The sequence below is a fragment of the Limobrevibacterium gyesilva genome (assembly GCF_025989185.1).
In the GTDB taxonomy this organism is placed as follows: Bacteria; Pseudomonadota; Alphaproteobacteria; order Acetobacterales; family Acetobacteraceae; genus Limobrevibacterium; species Limobrevibacterium gyesilva.
The window spans coordinates 124,855-139,893 of record NZ_JAPDNT010000002.1 but is presented as its reverse complement, the minus strand read 5'-3'; the positions used below and the strand labels follow the sequence as shown (position 1 = coordinate 139,893).

Genomic DNA, 15,039 nt, shown 5'->3' with positions numbered 1-15,039 from the left:
CAGCAACAATTTGCGAGGAACGATGACGTCCGTCGGCGCCATGTTGAGCCATCTTCGCTCGCAGCTCGGTTCGAAGTTCTCCCTGTCCTCGCAATCGTCTTTGACTGGGTCGCCTGTCCACGCCAGCGCTGCGGCCGAGGTCGCGTGGCTGGCGCCGCTGATCCCCGTGACGCCCGGCAAGCGGGACTTCCTGCGGCAGGTCGATGCGTTCCAGCAGGGACGGATCGACGAGCTGGCGGCGGCCTACGACAATCGTGCGCTCGCCAGGCTGGTTCTTCTCAAGGTCGGCAACCTGCTGGTTTCGCAGCACGGTTTCCATCACCGCCATACCCAGCTGGCCGGCCGGCCCACGCAGATCATGCTCGACCCGTCGAACACCTGTCAGCTTCAATGCCCGGGATGCGTTCACAGCAGCAATGCGACGGCCGGCTACGGGCCTCCGGGAGACGGCAGGATCTTTTTCGAATGGCCGAAAGGCGTGATGCCGCCGGGAACATTCGACCGGATCATGTCGGACTACGCGCCATTTGCCTTTGCCGCGGTCATGTACAATTACGGCGAGCCGCTGATCAACAAGCAGTTTCCGGACATGGTGCGCCGGGCAAAGGCCCTGGGGCTGTATACCTGGACGTCCTCGAACCTGTCGCTGTCGTTCGATGTCGACGGCGTGGTCGGCTCGGACCTCGATCTGCTGACGATGTCCATCGACGGCACATCGCAAGAGACGTTGCAGCACTACCGGCGGCGCGGGAAATACGATTTGTGCCTCGCCAATATGCGCGCGCTCGTGGCAGCCAAGCGGCGCCTTGGCGGCGGCCCGCATCTCGTCTGGCAGTTCCTGACATTCGCGCACAACAGCCACGAAATCGAGACCGCGCTGGCGCTGGCGCAGGAAATCGGGGTGGACGAACTGAATGTCGTCACGCCGCTCGACATGACCTGGGACGATCCGACCGTTCCGATCCACAAGTCGGAGCGCGCCGGGCGATATGTTTTCAATGAAGATCGCCATCTGACCAGCCCGGCTGCCGCCGCCGGTCTCGCTATCGACGAAGCCGTGTGCGACGGGCTGCTGTCGGAAAGGTGGGTCGATCGGATGGACCGGCTTGGCATCCAGGAGGAGCCGTCCCGGGCCGGGCGCGCGACCTGCGACTGGCTCTATCAGAACGTCACGTTCGATTCAGCGGACCGCGTCATGCCGTGCTGCATGGCGCCGACCACCACGCAGCACCTGCACTTCGCGACTCTGGGGGCTGCAGATGGTGACGTGACCAACAGCGACGAATTCCGCCGCGCCCGGCTGGCCTTCGTCGATCGCGCCGCCTATGACGCGGACGCCCCATCGCATCCTGGGCGGGAGCCCCATTGCGCGAACTGCAAGGCCACGCCGACGCTCAACTTCCCGGTGAATCCGCACGTTGCCATGCAGCTGCAATGCCTGGATCAAGGGCGGGTTTTCGATGCAGCCGCAATCAACAGCCTGACCGGCTCGACGCCGGCTGGCCCAGCCTGAACGCGTACGGCAACAGTTCGCGCAGCGTGTAGCTGCGGCTGCCATGGACGTGCAGCTGGGTATCGGCAGTGCCGAACTCGGCGATCACCTGCAGGCAGGCGCCGCACGGCATCAGCGAAGCCTGCGTGGCACTGGCCTCGGCGTCCACGCACGCGACGGCGATGCAGGCGATGCGCCGGTGCCCGGCGGCGACGGCGGTGAAAATGGCGATGCGCTCGGCGCAGACGGTCAATCCATAGGAAGCGTTCTCGACATTGCAGCCCGAAAACACCGTGCCGCCGGCCAGCACCGCGGCGCCGACGCGGAAACGCGAATAGGGGGAATAGGACGCCTCGGCGGCCGCGCGCGCGGCCTGCAACAGGGATTGCGCATCCATCGGCGGCGTCAGCCGTCTTCGGCTTCGACGACCGCCACATCCAGCAGGCGCGCGATCACCTCGGATTCCTGCGCGCCGGCGATGGCGTGCCGGCCGCCGATGACGAAGCACGGCACGCCGTTGATGCCCAGCCGGTGCGCCCGCAGGTTCTCCGCATGTACGGTGTCGATTTCGTCGTCGCCCAGAAGGAACTCCTGCGCCTCCGTCCCGCTCAGCCCGCAGGCCATCGCCACGTCGGTCAGCACATACAGGTCGCCGATGTCGCGCCCGTCGGTGAAATGGGCGGTGAACAGCGCCTCGACCATCTCGGTGGCCACGCCGAACGCGGCGGCGTAGCGCACCAGGCGGTGCGCATCGACCGAGGAGGGGGTGCGGCGGATGCGGTCGAAGCGGAACAGCATGCCCTCGGTCCGGCCGATCTCGGTAATGGACGCATACAGCCGGCGCGCCCGGTCCTCGCCGCCGAACTTGCGGATGATGTAGTCGGTGCGCGACATGCCGGCACGCGGCATGTCGGGGTTGAGCAGGAACGGCCGCCAGGTGATGTCGAACAGCAGGTCCGGCCGCCGCCGGAGCGTCCGCAACAGCCGCCGCAGACCGAGATAGCACCAGGGGCAGACGAGATCGTGCACGACCTCGATGGACAAACGGGCTTTCGGCGGCGCCAGGACGTTCATGACCGCGCAGTATCGCGGCAGACGCCGGAAGGGCGCAAGTGTCGCATGGTAGCGGAATATTGGTATTTCGTATAAATCATATTCTATAATTCTCGTAAAATATCTCATTTTCCTTACAGATAAATATATCTAAAAGCGAATACGTGATGAAATAATTATTTGGCAATATTAATATATTATATAATTATCATGGAAGCGTCTTTAGCCCTCGCCATAGGCAGAAATCACAGGGTCAAGACGGAATTCGTCCACCAGGAAATCGATCACAGCCCGGGTGCGTGGCGCCAGGAACCGTCGTGACGGATACACCACCGAAATCGCCCGGCGCCGCGGCTGCCATGCCTTCAGCACCGCCTTCAGCCGGCCGGCGCGCACCTCGTCGCGCAGCATCCAGGTGGGCAGCAGCGCCACGCCCAGCCCGGCCAGCGCGGCTTCCAGCACCGCCTCGATGCTGTTCGACCGCAGCCGCCCATTGATCTGCACCGGCACGGTTCCGTCCGGCCCATCGAACTGCCAGGTCTCCGGCGCGGCGATGCGGGTGAATATGATGCATTCATGCGCGGTGAGGTCCGCGGGATGCTGCGGTTCGCCGCGTCTGGCGAGATAGGCCGGGGCTGCCACCGCAATGGACGCCGTGGACCCCACCCGTCGCGCCACCAGCGAGGCGTCGGTCACCGCGCCCACCCGGATCGAGAGGTCCAGCCCCATCTGCACCATGTCCACCACGTCGTCAGCCAGCATCAGGTCCACCGACAACTCAGGATAGCGGCCCAGCAGCGAGCCGATGCGCGGAGCGATGTAGAGCCGCCCGAACACCGCGGGGCTTCCGAGATGGACCATGCCGGCGGGCGCGCTGCGGCGGCGGCCGATCGCGGCCTCGGTCTCCTCCACCGCCTCGAGCACCAGGCGCGCATGGGCGAGCAGGGCGGTGCCGTCCTCGGTCAGGCGAAGGCTGCGCGTGCTGCGCTGGAGCAGGCGTGCGCCCAGATGGTCCTCCAGCGCCGCGATCTGGCGGGAGATCGCCGGCTGCGTGGCCCCGACCTCGCGGGCGACGGCGGAGAAGCTGCCGGTCTCGGCGATGCGGACGAAGGTGCGGAACGCGGCCAGCAGGTCCATGTCTTCCCCTACGGCGAAAACAAGGGGATTTCAAACTTCAGCGTATCAATGTCATCATGAGAGCACACATTAACCTCGCCACGGCCATGAGCGATATAGAAGCGCAGACGTGAGAAGTGGTGGGAGGAGGAAGCGATGGAGAGCCTGGCCAAGCAGCTCGACACTTTCCTGGAAGCGCTGCTGGAACGTGTCGACCCCGCTACGGCCGCGGTGCTGGAGCGCGCCGAGAATGCCCGCGCCAAGATGGTGTTGGTGAAGACCGCGGTGGGGAAGGGCGACGTGGCGCCTGATTTCACGCTGCCGGACCAGCACGGCAACAAGGTTTCCCTGCACGAGGCGCTGACGCACGGCCCGGTGGTGCTGACATTCTTCCGCGGCGGCTGGTGCCCGTTCTGCAGCCTGGCGCTGCGGGCCATCGACCGCATCCTGCCGGAGCTGACGCGCGCAGGGGCCTCATTGCTGGCGGTTTCGCCGCAGTCGGCGCCGGCAACGCTGTCGACCGTGGAACGCAACACGCTGCACTTCCCGGTGCTGTCCGACAGGGACAACGAGGTCGCGCGCCGCTATGGCCTGGTCTGGGAACTCGACCCGGACATGCGCGCCCTTTATCAGCGCCTGGGCCACGACCTGCCGCGGATCAACGGCGTGGACAGCTGGGAGTTGCCGATCGCCGCCGGCTATGTGATCGGCCGAGACGGCCGGGTGGCGCTGGCGCATGTCGATCCCCGCACCACCAGCCGCCTGGAGCCCAAGGACGCGCTGGAGGCGGTGTGCCAGCTGCAAGTGCAGCCGGCGAAGTGACGCAAGGCGATAGCGGCGGGAACGGACTCGCATCGCGATTCCATGCCGATGAAATTGCGCGCGAATTATCAGTCGAACGCGGAGGGTGGGACGGCGCGCGCCGTCTGACGCGAAGCGGAAGGGAACACGATGCCGTTTGACGATACCGACGACCGATCCGGGCGCAGGCCTTCGCGCAACGTGCTGGGCGGGGCGTTGCTGCCTTGCTCGGCGGCGCCGATAACCGGCTTCTTCCGCAACGGCTGCTGCGACACCAGCGCGGAGGACATCGGCAGCCACACCGTGTGCGCGGTGATGACCGCGGGCTTTCTGGCGTTCAGCCGCGCCTGCGGCAACGACCTGTCCACCCCGATGCCGCAATACGGGTTTCCGGGCCTGGCACCCGGCGACCAATGGTGCCTGTGCGCGCCGCGCTGGCAGGAGGCCCTGGAGGCCGGCTATGCGCCGGACGTGGTGCTGGCGGCCACCCATGAGGGCGCGCTGCGCTACTGCGACCTCGAAGACCTGAAACGTCACGCCGCCGACATACAATAGGCACGCTGCCCGAATATCGCCAAAATCGAAACGATTCCTTAACCGCACATGCCCTATGTCGCGGCGAGACTGCGTGTCTTGGCCGCGCCCCGATATTTTTCGGATCTGCCGGAGCCTGCGCGCCACCCAGCGAGGAGACCGGTGCAAATGGATCGCTTGCGGATGCTGCCTGCCTTTCTTCCTGTCCTGATACGGGACCGCCGCGGCTTCACGCGGCTGGAAGTCAGCCTGCTGACGGTGCTGCTGTGCGGCCTGGCCATCAACGGGGCCGCCACCCTCGGCGGCGGCCTGCGGCACACATCGAGCGAGATCCGCGGGACGCCGATGCAGGACGACGCCTCGCTCGCGATCGAGGCCCCCGGCGCCGATGCGCCGGCGCGCGCTACCGAGGTCCGGCACAACAGCTGAGCGGCCGATCTCAGCCCTGGTGCGTGGGGGGTGCGGCCTCCCGGGTTTCCGGCATCGCCGCCAGCACCAGCAGGACCGCGAGCATGCCGATCCCGCCAAGCACGCCGAACGCCGAGGCCTTGCCCCACAAATCGGCGATGGCGCCGGCGAGCGTCGTGCTGAGCGCCGCCCCCGAGGCGGTCACCAGGCCCAGCAAGCCCAGGCACAGGCTGTAGTGCCCGGTTCTGCGCGTTATGTCGGCGGCGACAAGCGGCACCATCACGCCGAACACGGCACCGCCGACGCCTTCCAGCGCCTGGACGGCCACCAGCGCCGAGGGCGCTCCCACCACCGCGAACAGCGCACCGCGTAGCGGCAGCGCGAGGAAGCCGAGCAGCAGCAGCCTGCGCCGGCCGAACTGCTCGGCGGCGCGGCCGACCGCCGGCGACAGCAGCGCCACGACAATCTGCGGCACCATGATGAACGCGGCGATGACCAACGTGGCGCCTTTGCCGGCACGGTGGGTCACCTCGCCGGCGGCGACCGGAAGAATCGCCGCGGAGGACAGGTGGAACAGCAGCACACAGGCGGCGAAGACGAGCAGGCGCCGGTCGCGCAACAGCGCCAGCACCCGGGGGGACGGGCCGGCGCGATCAGGAATGGCCCCAAGCGCCTGACCGGCCCCAGCAACGGTGTCTGTTCCATCGTCGTCTGCCGGGTTGTTGGCCGCTGCCTCGGCGTTCGGCGCATCGGCGGCCGGGCCCGTGGCCCGCAGCGCCCACAGCGCCGGCAGCGCCAGGCAGGCGGTCAGCAGGAACACCGCCCGCTCGGAGAGCAGACTGCCGGTGGCCCCCATCGCCGCCGCCCCGAGGGCGCTGCCGATAGAGGCGAACCGGACATTGCGGCCGAGCCGGACGCCCAGCCCGGCATGACCCACGAGTGCCAGGCTGACGGCCGCGATCGCCGGCGCCAGCACGCAGCCGGCGAAGGCATGCAATATCAGCGCACCCAGGACCGGCAGCCGCAGCGGCGAGGCGGCCAGGACCAGCGCCGTTGCGGCGATGGCAAGGATCGCGCCGGCCAGCACGCGACGCCGTCGCGGCGTCAGGTCCACCAGGGCGCCGCCGGGAACCTGGCCGGCCATGGATGCCACCGTCTCGGCACTGAGCACCACGCCGATCTGCGTCTGGGTCCAGGCGTTCAGGGTCAGGTAGACCGGCACGAAGGCGCCGAAGCCCGTCTGCACCGCGGCCACGAACAGGTTCAGCCAGTCGAGGCCGCGCTCGCGGTGCGCGTCCGGCGGAACCACGACCGCGGCGCTCAACGGTGCGGCGGCCCGATGACCGTATCCACGCCTTCCTCGCCGCCGCGGTATTCGGGGGCGGCGGCGATCACCGCGTCGTCGAGATCGACGGCGAAGCGGGGCTCGCCGCCGTCGCGCACCAGCCGCAGCCGCGCCCAGTCGATAGCGACGCGGCGGGTGCCGACGCCCATGAAACCGCCGAAATCGATGACCGCCGCCACCGGACGGAGCCGCTTGTCCACCAGCACATCGACGAGCTGGCCGATCTCGTCGCCGCCGGGATCGACCACGCGGCGCCCCAGCGCGGTGTTCGCCTCCTTTGCCGGGATGCGCTGCAGTTCGACCGTTGGCGGGGGCTGTGCGGTGGCCAGCGGCACCGTGAGCAGCACTGCGAGCAGGACGGCGACCGGCGGAACATGCATGGCGGCACTCCCTTCGATAACGCCGCCTGCCAGCGGCGGGCCTGTTGGCCCGTCAGGTCAGGCAGGCGACATCCAGCAATCCGAGGACGACGGAGCCCGCGGCCAGCACTGTCGCCGTCGCCTTGTCCCCACCGGCCAATGCCGCGGCCGTGTTGCCGTCGCGGATCAGCCGCCATTCGTCAACCGGTGTGATCCATGTGTACAGCACCAGGCTGCCGCCGAAATAGCCGAGAAACGCGGGGAGTTTGGCGAGGCTGGTCATGGATCAGGCCGGGTCATTGGGGCCGCATTTGCTGGGGCGGGGTCGCTGCTGCGATTTGCCATTACGGGAGTGTAGCGTCCTTGCCCGTCGGCCGCCATTTTGCGGCCCCTGTTGCGAAAGGCTGGGCCGCTTGCGGGGTGGCTTCAACCGCGGCGGCGATGGGTCTAGTTTCACCGGCCCCGGACCGCGCGCGGCCGGCCATATCAGAGCGAGGATACAGCGTGAAACCAACTGACATCGCGCGTGTGCAGGCCTATCTGCGGACGACACTTGGCAACAACCGGATCCGCATCGAGGTCCCGCGCAAGGCGGGGGCGTCGGTCGAGGTGATGATCGGCGACGAATTCCTGGGCACCCTGCACCGCGACGACGAGGACGGCGAGGTGTCGTTCTCGCTGCACATCACCATCCTCGACGAGGACCTTCCGAAGCTCGCGAGCCCGGCCGGCAAAAGCCGATAGGCAGCCCGCGCGGCGGCCGGTGGGCGCGACCGCCGGCCGCCGCGAGGCGCGGCCAGGATGGCCGGCGGAGGCCGGATCCGCCTGCGCAAGCATGCGAGCCGGTTGGCTCGCGGATCAGGCAATTTTCATGTTTTCGAGTCTGGGTCCCGCGCCATGATCGAGCGCTGCGCGGTTGTGTGAACTATTATTCAATCGCAATCAATATTCTGTGACATACCCGTATATTCCATGATGTGGCTTAACATTGGTTAACGCGCGCCATTGGCGAACATGCGCGTAATCCTTGCGGGACCAGCGGCACGGCGGGTGCACCATCCGTCGCGATGCGGTCGATTGACGCAAGGCCCAGACACGGGCGCACGGGAGTGACAACGATGACGTGCAGCAAGCATATCCTGATCGCAACGGATGACAACGGTTTGGCCGCCAGCATCGTGACAGTTCTGGCCGCAGACGATGCATTCCAGTCGACAACGGTCACAAGTATTACTGAGCTCTATAGCTGTATATTTGCGGATGACGCTCGATTTGGTGCGCTTCTTCTTGACACAGCGACCGCCGGCGAGCGCGAATGTGAAGTCGTGTCCTACCTCCGCCGGGAGCGCGTCGACATTCCCATCATCCTGCTCGGCACCGTCAGGGACGAGCGCGGCGCGGTCAGCGGGCTGGAGGCCGGTGCGAACGACTATATCGCGAAGCCGGTCCGGCTGTTGGAGTTGAAGGCGCGGCTGCGTGCCCAGCTGCGCATGCACGAGACCAACGAGAATGCGTTGCTTGCTGTCGGGCCCTATGAATTCCGGCCGGCGTTGCAGGAACTGTTCGATCCCACGGGGGCGCGCCGCATCCGGCTGACGAAGAAGGAGGCGGAGCTGCTGGCGTTTCTCTGCCGCGCCCACTCCACCCCGGTCGATTGCGGCACCTTGCTGCGGGAGGTGTGGGGCTACAGTCAGCGCGCCCGGACCAACACGGTGGGGACACATATCTATCGCCTCCGCCGCAAGATCGAGGCCGATCCTCTGCGGACGCCGATCCTGTTGCGTGACAAGGGCGGCTACCGGCTCAATGCCGGCTGGACGAGCGGCGGCGATGACGGGTTGGCGGCGGATGCTCCGGCACCGTTGCTCGCGGCCGCGCATGCGCGGGTGCGGGGACGGCAGCCGAGCCTGATCCCCGCATAGGCTGCACGGCGCCGAGCGCCCAACGCGCCGGCATGGCGGCACGCTGCCGCCATGCCGGCCGTGCCGCGTGCAGCACAGCACGATCAGTTCAGGGAAATTGCCGGCCGGCCGAGGTCGGAAGCCGGTCTGCCCGTGCGCGCGCATGAGTCCGCGGCCCCGTGACCTGCGCCCATCCCTCTCTGCCGATTGGCAGCTGCGACGCGCATGCGACGATGCACAAGGCCCAGAACACGTATGACTGCGACAGCAGGTACAGCCCGAACAATATCGCCGTCGAGACCAGGCAACCAATGCACACAGCGACGATCCTGAGCAGTACCATGCGTATGACATTCCTCGTCACGGGATGCACGTCCATCGCTTCCCGAATGCCTCTCTGGTCGACAATAAGCAAACACATCGCGCCCAGCGTGACGTTAACATTTGTTGCGGGCGAATGAACGATTCCGTCACCCGATGATGTAGCCAATACAAAACGAAATCGCCGCGCTATCGCTTCCGTTGCACACGCGCGTGTCATACCAGCGGCCATGAAGAATGGCCGCTGGTATGAGTCGTTATTTTGCGCGCGGCCGCCCACCAACTCGGCGCGCGATACCAACGGCCCTTGACAATGGAAGGGTCATCGTCAAGGGCCGTTGGTATCGGCTGCGGCGGCCATGATCCAAACGCTTCGGGCATGCGCCCCGGGCGGCACGCGGCGGGGCGGGCGATGTCGGGCTATGGCAGGCCGGCGCCGCTTGTCGCGTGCGCCTGGCGCTCTCGCGCCTCGGGGCCTGACAGGTCGAAGCCCACGATATGCCCAAGCGCCGCAGGATCAAGCACTTCCAGCCGGTGGCGGCTGAACTGGAGTACGTTTTGCTCTCGCAATGACCGCAGCGTCCGGCTGACATGGACATGCGTGAGGCCCAGCGCCAGACCGATATGCGTGAGCGTCAATGGCAGCGAGACGGCGTCGCCAGGCCGCTGCGGCAGCCGGTGATGCACGCGCTGAAACAATTCCACCAGGAAGTGCGAAACCCGGTCGCGCGCCGAACGGGCGCCGATGTTCACGGCGTGATCGTTGGCGCGCGTCTCGCGGCCGGCGAGCATGTCCACCATTCGCGCGGCGAATGGCAGGCTGCGCGCCATGTGTTCGCGAATGCGGTCGGCGGGGAGGGCGCAGATGCGGCTGGCGGTCAGGCATTGCGCCGAGTGGCGCATGATCTGGTCCGCGCCGCCCTTGAAGCCGATCATCTCGCCGGGCAACGCGAAATCCCGGACATGCTGCTCGCCGCTATCCAGTGACGTGTACTGCATCACCCAGCCACTGATGACGATGAAGTAGTTCCTGGAGCGTTCGCCCTGCCGATAGAGTTCCGCGCCGGCGGGATAATCGCGGGCGGCGTGCTTGATCATGGCCAGCGCATCGACCTCCGCCGAAGGCAACGCACCGCAAAAGCCGAGCCGGCGCGCGCCGCAGGAACCGCAGTTCTCGGAGCGTGGCAGGGCGATCAGCATCCTGGCCCTTTCGCTGGTTTCTTGCCAATCGCCCCCCAGGAACGGAGATCGATTGCAAGGAATTGTTAAGCAAACATACGAAAATTTGCCAATAAATTTGTTAGATTTTCATCAATTATCGGCCAATTCAACAGTAACGTTCCCGTTATGGAATTGACATGCGCAGGCCCGGGCCGCGCTGCACCGAGGCAGGCGCCGGCGATGGAGAATGCCACGCATGCCGAAACTTGGCGTGGCGCGTCTTCCACGGGCCGCATCCCCGATTTCTGCCCCTGTCGCGACACCGATGCGCCCAGGAACGCCACCGACCCTGGCCGGACGCCGCGCGAGCCGGAACACAGGGCGGTGCGAATATTGGCGCGTAGCCTTATCCGGTGACGGGTCGATAGTCATGCCGGCGCCAGCGGAAGGTGGAAAAACATACATCCCGGGAACATCTTTTCTCCGCACTTGCGGGCAATTCTCGAAAGAATGATCCCGTTGCTTCAAATGCTAGCCTTGAACCCATACACAGTTGTCTTCACATCCCCGTGATTGCGCATGAACTCGTCGCCGTGCCGATCCGGGGGCGAGGTCAGGATTGCCTCTTTCCAGGCACAATTTTGGCTTTATATTCCAAGACGCTATTAGGTGACCTGCCTTGGGGGGAAGACCGTTGCAGTACGCCTTCGCTGGAAGTGACGTCCGGCTGCGCGGCTTGCAGACGCAGCACATCGCGGCACTCCGCAGCCTGACCGGCACGCTTGTCGGCACATGGGACTGCGAGATTGACACCTGCGATGAGGGCATTCACTGCGCATATCTCGTCGCACGAGACTGGGCCGACGGGAATGCGGCCGCCTTCGTCGTATCGTGGAAGGAAGGGCAGTTCATCCTGGCCGACCGCCGCCAGACATCGGATTTCGGCAATACCGGTGCGGCGGCGGCACCGATACGCTACTATTGGAACACGATCACCGATGTCGTGGGCCATATCGCCGACACCATCGGGGTGCGCGCGCCGCGATAGCAGCGGCGCGGTGCCAGCCGTGATGCGCGCAAGGCGGGCATCCACGCAGCCGCCTGCCACTGCTGCGCGAATACTTCGGTCGAGCCGAGCCGCTCGCAGCATCTCATGCCCGGCCAGTGGACGGGCCGGATCGGCAAGCCGCCGCGGGCTAATGGTTCTGGCGGAGGCGGTAGGCGCAGGCGTCGTCCATCAGTGAGACATGCTCGATCGACAGGAACGGCTCGATCTTGCGGCGCAGGCGCGAGATATGCGTTTCGGCCGTGTGGCTGAGCGCGCTGGTGTTGCGGCCCCAGACGCGTTGCAGCAGCGCCTGGCGCCCAACCGGCTCGCCGCCGGCCTGGTGCAGTTGCCGCAGCAGCGCGGCCTCTTTCACGGTCAGATGGATCTGCTGGTCCTGCACGGGGTGATAGAGCGAGCGTGCGCTCGGGCGGAAATGGTAGGGACCGATGCCGAGCACCGCGTTGTCGCTCATCTCGTAGTCGCGGATCTGCGCCCGCAGCCTGGCCTTCAACTCGCCGAAATGGACCGGCTTCACGATGCAATCATTGGCGCCGGAATCCAGGCTGTGCACCACGCTGTCTTCATCCGGCGTAGACCGGATCATGACGATCGGAAGCTGCACCCCTGACCGTCGCAGCCGCAGGCACGTCGCGCACGCGTCGTCGCCAAGCGATGTCTCGCCGAGGATGATCGCATCGAAGCGGGCGTTTCGTGCCATGACCCTGGCCAGAACATCGACGCCGCTGCCGATCTCGACGGATGTGAAGGTGCCGTCGCTTTCCAGTTCGGTTGCGAGAGCGTTGCGGAATGACCGGTCGTCTTCAACGACAAGGATGTTCTTTGGCTCCGTCATTTGCCTTTCATCCCCTTGCACATGATTGGATTGCGGCACGTTTGTGGGCAGTTCACGCGGTGACCGGACCTGGTCACGCCGTATCGGCGAAAGACAACGAGTCTGAGCGCGGAGGCAGCGTCTCGGCCGCCGCCGGAAGACCCTTGCGGAACCCCGGCGAGGGGGCGCCACGGTGGATCGCCGTCGCCGCGATGCGGGGGCTGCCGCTCGATCGGGCCGACGAGACCACACGCCCCATCGTCGGAAGCTCCATGCCTGTGCGCAGGTCATTACGAACACGGAGGCGGTGTCGGCGCGTTGATCTTTATTAACCGGTCGCAGTTCTGTTAACGGCGTATTGACGCTTTCGCCTCGGGCGCGATTTGCACCGGTCGGCAACCGTGGCGGCGCCCGCAGGAGCCGCCACGTCGTGCCGCCGAATGCGCCGGTGTCAGCGCTGCCGGCGACGGCGGACGGTGCCAAGGCCGATCAGCCCCGCACCGAGCAGCGCCAGCGAAGCCGGCTCGGGCACCGCGACTTCGCGGCCGATCTTGCGCACCAGCGCGTCCTGGAAGTCTGCGAACGAAGCGGCACTCTCCGAAAACGATCCGGCGCCGCGAACGAAATTGCAGTTGGCGTCAGGGCCGATGCCGAGGCAATTGACCTGCTCGATGCCGTTGGCAATCGCGCTGTTGGCGGCGGTGACCTGATTGACGCCGGTATTGCCTTCGCCGTCCGTCGAGACGTCGATGACCTGCCGGTTGGAGGTGATGGCGTTCGTCTGGATGCTGTTGCTGAGGAAGGTGATCGCGTCGCCAATGGCGGTGCTGCCGCCGAGCTGGCTCATGCCGGAGAGGGCAGAGATGATCGAGGCGAGGCTGCCCGGCGTGACGATCGTCATCGGCAGCACGCTCTGGACCGTTGAGGAGAACTGAACGATCTGGATCGCGACGCTGCCATCCTGCGGCATGACGGACGCGTTCTGGAGGACGTTGATGTAGCCGTTCTTCTGCAGGTTGAACTGCGCGGTGCTCATGCTTCCCGACCCGTCGATCGCCAGGCCGAGTTCGAGCACGGGCGCTGCGTGTGACGGCGCGGCCCATGCCAGGATTGCCGAGGCGATCGCCCCGACAAGAATTCTCTTATGCATCGTTTTCGCTCCAGCGTTGTGAACAAGGAACGGGTCGTTCCCGACACGGTGCTGAGCAAGCCGGATGCCAGAATGAAAATCCGGGGAATTCAAGGAGAAGGCGTTCGTGAATTCGTAACCCGCCGGATATCTGTAAAAAATTCTGACTCTGTACTTAAAAATGGCTGAGAAATTGGCCGTCTTTCGCGTGATAACACTGGCGTGAGTTTACGGTCTTTCCGATGCGGCTGCGCTCATGGCCGAATTTCGCCTCACGAACCCGTAAGTTCACTTGTATTTTATCATCGACTGGCCTCGTGTGGCGAGCTTGGCCGCGGGCAGTTGTCACGACGCCTGTCGGCGGCCCCGGTCGGTTGCCGGGACGTGGCGTTGTGGGGCAGACTCAATGCGCTGACCGGCATCGTGGGCCTGTCGCACGGAAGGGGACGGGCTCTTGAGGATTTGCGTTTTCGGCGCCGGCGCCATCGGCGGATATCTGGCGGGATTCCTGGCGCGCTCGGGCGCCGATGTTTCGGTGGTGGCGCGCGGCGCCCATCTGGAGGCGATCCGCCGCAACGGGCTGACGGTGGAAATGCCCGACGAGAGCTTCACCACCCGCCCGCGCGCCAGCGACGATCCCGCAGCCCTCGGTCCGCAGGATGCGGTGATCGTCACGGTCAAGGCGCCGTCGTTGCCGTCTGTGGCCGGCGCCATCGCGCCGCTGCTCGGGCCCGACACGCCGGTGGCCTTCCTCACCAACGGCATCCCCTGGTGGTACTTCATGGGGCATGGCGGCCAATTCGACGGCCGGCGCCTGGGGCTGCTCGACCCCGGCGACGCGCTGTGGAACGCCGTGGGGCCCGCGCGCGTCGTCGGCGGCATTGCCTGGCCGGCAAGCGCGGTGCCGGCGCCGGGCGTGGTGCGGATGGTCGGCGGCGCAACCCGCGGTTGCGTCATCGGCACGCCCGACGGACGTGACACGCCGGGCCTCGCGGCGCTGGCTGGAGCTTATGAAGCCGCCGGCCTTCCACTGACCGTGACCCCGCGCATCCGCGACGTGATCTGGGAGAAGCTGGCCTTCAACCTCAGCGCCGGGCCGATGTGCGTGCTCACCGCGTCGCCGGTGCGCGCTACGCACGAGGAGCAGGCCTGCATCGACGCCTCCCGCCGCGTGGTGGCCGAGGCCGACGCGCTGATCCGCGCCATGGGCTGCTCGGTGAACCTGGATGTGGAGCGGATCGTCGCCACCAACATGAAGCTGGGCCACCGCCCCAGCATCCTGCAGGACCTCACCGCGGGCCGGCCGATGGAGGTCGACGCGCTCTATACCGTGCCGCTCGAGCTCGCGCGCATGTCCGGCGTCGCCATGCCGACGCTGGAGCTGCTGGTGGCGCTGATCAAGGTGCGTGCCCGCGCGGCGGGGCTGTACGGGGCGTAGGGAAGGGGCGCCCGCCGGGCCGCACGCGCTGGGCGGGCGTGAACCATTCGTTCAGGGCTGGCGCGCATCCTGGTGGTCCATTCCACTGCCGGGACCTGCCC

Annotated in this window: 16 protein-coding genes and 1 pseudogene; 8 read left to right on the top strand and 9 right to left on the bottom strand. The window is 66.4% G+C overall.

What is annotated here, in order from left to right:
- The first annotated feature begins 40 nt into the window (after positions 1-40).
- Complete coding sequence (locus OL599_RS04645) at positions 41-1,513, top strand: radical SAM protein (protein WP_264712475.1); 1,473 nt, start codon at positions 41-43, stop codon at positions 1,511-1,513.
- Here OL599_RS04645 and OL599_RS04640 read toward each other — a convergent pair.
- From OL599_RS04640 to OL599_RS04630, 3 genes are all read right to left on the bottom strand, one after another.
- Positions 1,473-1,871, bottom strand: coding sequence for a cytidine deaminase (locus OL599_RS04640; protein WP_264712474.1), 399 nt, complete (start codon positions 1,869-1,871; stop codon positions 1,473-1,475). The genes OL599_RS04645 and OL599_RS04640 overlap by 41 nt on opposite strands.
- Before the next feature lie 26 nt (positions 1,872-1,897).
- Positions 1,898-2,566, bottom strand: a complete 669-nt coding sequence (locus tag OL599_RS04635; protein ID WP_264712473.1) for a DsbA family oxidoreductase — start codon at positions 2,564-2,566, stop codon at positions 1,898-1,900.
- A gap of 201 nt (positions 2,567-2,767) precedes the next feature.
- Positions 2,768-3,682: a LysR family transcriptional regulator gene (locus tag OL599_RS04630; RefSeq protein ID WP_264712472.1), complete on the bottom strand. Its 915-nt coding sequence runs from the start codon at positions 3,680-3,682 to the stop codon at positions 2,768-2,770.
- A 135-nt stretch (positions 3,683-3,817) separates the two neighbouring features.
- Between OL599_RS04630 and OL599_RS04625 the strand changes: the two genes are divergently transcribed.
- From OL599_RS04625 to OL599_RS04615, 3 genes are all read left to right on the top strand, one after another.
- Complete coding sequence (locus OL599_RS04625) at positions 3,818-4,483, top strand: peroxiredoxin-like family protein (protein WP_264712471.1); 666 nt, start codon at positions 3,818-3,820, stop codon at positions 4,481-4,483.
- Positions 4,484-4,612: 129 nt separating this feature from the next.
- Entirely contained in the window at positions 4,613-5,017 is a 405-nt protein-coding gene (locus OL599_RS04620) for a DUF2237 family protein (RefSeq protein ID WP_264712470.1), read from the top strand.
- Positions 5,018-5,164: 147 nt separating this feature from the next.
- Positions 5,165-5,425: a hypothetical protein gene (locus OL599_RS04615; protein WP_264712469.1), complete on the top strand. Its 261-nt coding sequence runs from the start codon at positions 5,165-5,167 to the stop codon at positions 5,423-5,425.
- A 10-nt stretch (positions 5,426-5,435) separates the two neighbouring features.
- Here OL599_RS04615 and OL599_RS04610 read toward each other — a convergent pair whose 3' ends face one another.
- The 3 genes from OL599_RS04610 to OL599_RS04600 are packed head-to-tail and all read right to left on the bottom strand — an operon-like array spanning position 5,436 to position 7,391.
- Positions 5,436-6,728 (bottom strand): MFS transporter, encoded by a 1,293-nt coding sequence (locus OL599_RS04610; protein WP_264712468.1) that lies wholly within the window; start codon positions 6,726-6,728, stop codon positions 5,436-5,438.
- Positions 6,725-7,129: a PRC-barrel domain-containing protein gene (locus OL599_RS04605; RefSeq protein ID WP_264712467.1), complete on the bottom strand. Its 405-nt coding sequence runs from the start codon at positions 7,127-7,129 to the stop codon at positions 6,725-6,727. The genes OL599_RS04610 and OL599_RS04605 overlap by 4 nt, the downstream gene beginning before the upstream one ends.
- Before the next feature lie 52 nt (positions 7,130-7,181).
- On the bottom strand, positions 7,182-7,391 hold the full coding sequence (locus OL599_RS04600) for a DUF350 domain-containing protein (RefSeq protein ID WP_264712466.1): 210 nt from the start codon (positions 7,389-7,391) through the stop codon (positions 7,182-7,184).
- A gap of 221 nt (positions 7,392-7,612) precedes the next feature.
- On the opposite strand from OL599_RS04600, the gene OL599_RS04595 reads away from it, so the two are divergent.
- Positions 7,613-7,852: a DUF3126 family protein gene (locus OL599_RS04595; RefSeq protein WP_264712465.1), complete on the top strand. Its 240-nt coding sequence runs from the start codon at positions 7,613-7,615 to the stop codon at positions 7,850-7,852.
- 374 nt (positions 7,853-8,226) lie between these two features.
- Entirely contained in the window at positions 8,227-9,030 is an 804-nt protein-coding gene (locus tag OL599_RS04590; RefSeq protein ID WP_264712464.1) for a response regulator transcription factor, read from the top strand.
- 720 nt (positions 9,031-9,750) lie between these two features.
- Here the strand turns inward: OL599_RS04590 and OL599_RS04585 are convergent.
- Positions 9,751-10,530 carry a Crp/Fnr family transcriptional regulator gene (locus OL599_RS04585; RefSeq protein ID WP_264712463.1) on the bottom strand — a complete coding sequence of 260 codons (780 nt, stop codon included), beginning with the start codon at positions 10,528-10,530 and terminating at the stop codon, positions 9,751-9,753.
- Between the two features lie 655 nt (positions 10,531-11,185).
- Here OL599_RS04585 and OL599_RS04580 point away from each other — a divergent pair.
- Positions 11,186-11,539 (top strand): hypothetical protein, encoded by a 354-nt coding sequence (locus OL599_RS04580; RefSeq protein ID WP_264712462.1) that lies wholly within the window; start codon positions 11,186-11,188, stop codon positions 11,537-11,539.
- A 148-nt stretch (positions 11,540-11,687) separates the two neighbouring features.
- On the opposite strand, the gene OL599_RS04575 is transcribed toward OL599_RS04580, so the two are convergent.
- Positions 11,688-12,392: a response regulator transcription factor gene (locus OL599_RS04575; RefSeq protein ID WP_264712461.1), complete on the bottom strand. Its 705-nt coding sequence runs from the start codon at positions 12,390-12,392 to the stop codon at positions 11,688-11,690.
- Positions 12,393-12,822: 430 nt separating this feature from the next.
- Positions 12,823-13,431, bottom strand: a pseudogene (locus OL599_RS04570) (DUF1194 domain-containing protein); the annotation flags it as partial.
- A gap of 523 nt (positions 13,432-13,954) precedes the next feature.
- On the opposite strand from OL599_RS04570, the gene OL599_RS04565 reads away from it, so the two are divergent.
- On the top strand, positions 13,955-14,938 hold the full coding sequence (locus tag OL599_RS04565; RefSeq protein WP_264712459.1) for a ketopantoate reductase family protein: 984 nt from the start codon (positions 13,955-13,957) through the stop codon (positions 14,936-14,938).
- Positions 14,939-15,039 lie beyond the last annotated feature (101 nt).

What these genes read in the sequence shown, in the direction of transcription:
- OL599_RS04645 (WP_264712475.1), top strand. Translation starts at nt 41, where the DNA reads ATGTTGAGCCATCTTCGCTCGCAGCTCGGTTCGAAGTTCTCCCTGTCC.
- OL599_RS04635 (WP_264712473.1), bottom strand. Translation starts at nt 2,566, where the DNA reads ATGAACGTCCTGGCGCCGCCGAAAGCCCGTTTGTCCATCGAGGTCGTG.
- OL599_RS04630 (WP_264712472.1), bottom strand. Translation starts at nt 3,682, where the DNA reads ATGGACCTGCTGGCCGCGTTCCGCACCTTCGTCCGCATCGCCGAGACC.
- OL599_RS04625 (WP_264712471.1), top strand. Translation starts at nt 3,818, where the DNA reads ATGGAGAGCCTGGCCAAGCAGCTCGACACTTTCCTGGAAGCGCTGCTG.
- OL599_RS04620 (WP_264712470.1), top strand. Translation starts at nt 4,613, where the DNA reads ATGCCGTTTGACGATACCGACGACCGATCCGGGCGCAGGCCTTCGCGC.
- OL599_RS04615 (WP_264712469.1), top strand. Translation starts at nt 5,165, where the DNA reads ATGGATCGCTTGCGGATGCTGCCTGCCTTTCTTCCTGTCCTGATACGG.
- OL599_RS04605 (WP_264712467.1), bottom strand. Translation starts at nt 7,129, where the DNA reads ATGCATGTTCCGCCGGTCGCCGTCCTGCTCGCAGTGCTGCTCACGGTG.
- OL599_RS04600 (WP_264712466.1), bottom strand. Translation starts at nt 7,391, where the DNA reads ATGACCAGCCTCGCCAAACTCCCCGCGTTTCTCGGCTATTTCGGCGGC.
- OL599_RS04590 (WP_264712464.1), top strand. Translation starts at nt 8,227, where the DNA reads ATGACGTGCAGCAAGCATATCCTGATCGCAACGGATGACAACGGTTTG.
- OL599_RS04585 (WP_264712463.1), bottom strand. Translation starts at nt 10,530, where the DNA reads ATGCTGATCGCCCTGCCACGCTCCGAGAACTGCGGTTCCTGCGGCGCG.
- OL599_RS04575 (WP_264712461.1), bottom strand. Translation starts at nt 12,392, where the DNA reads ATGACGGAGCCAAAGAACATCCTTGTCGTTGAAGACGACCGGTCATTC.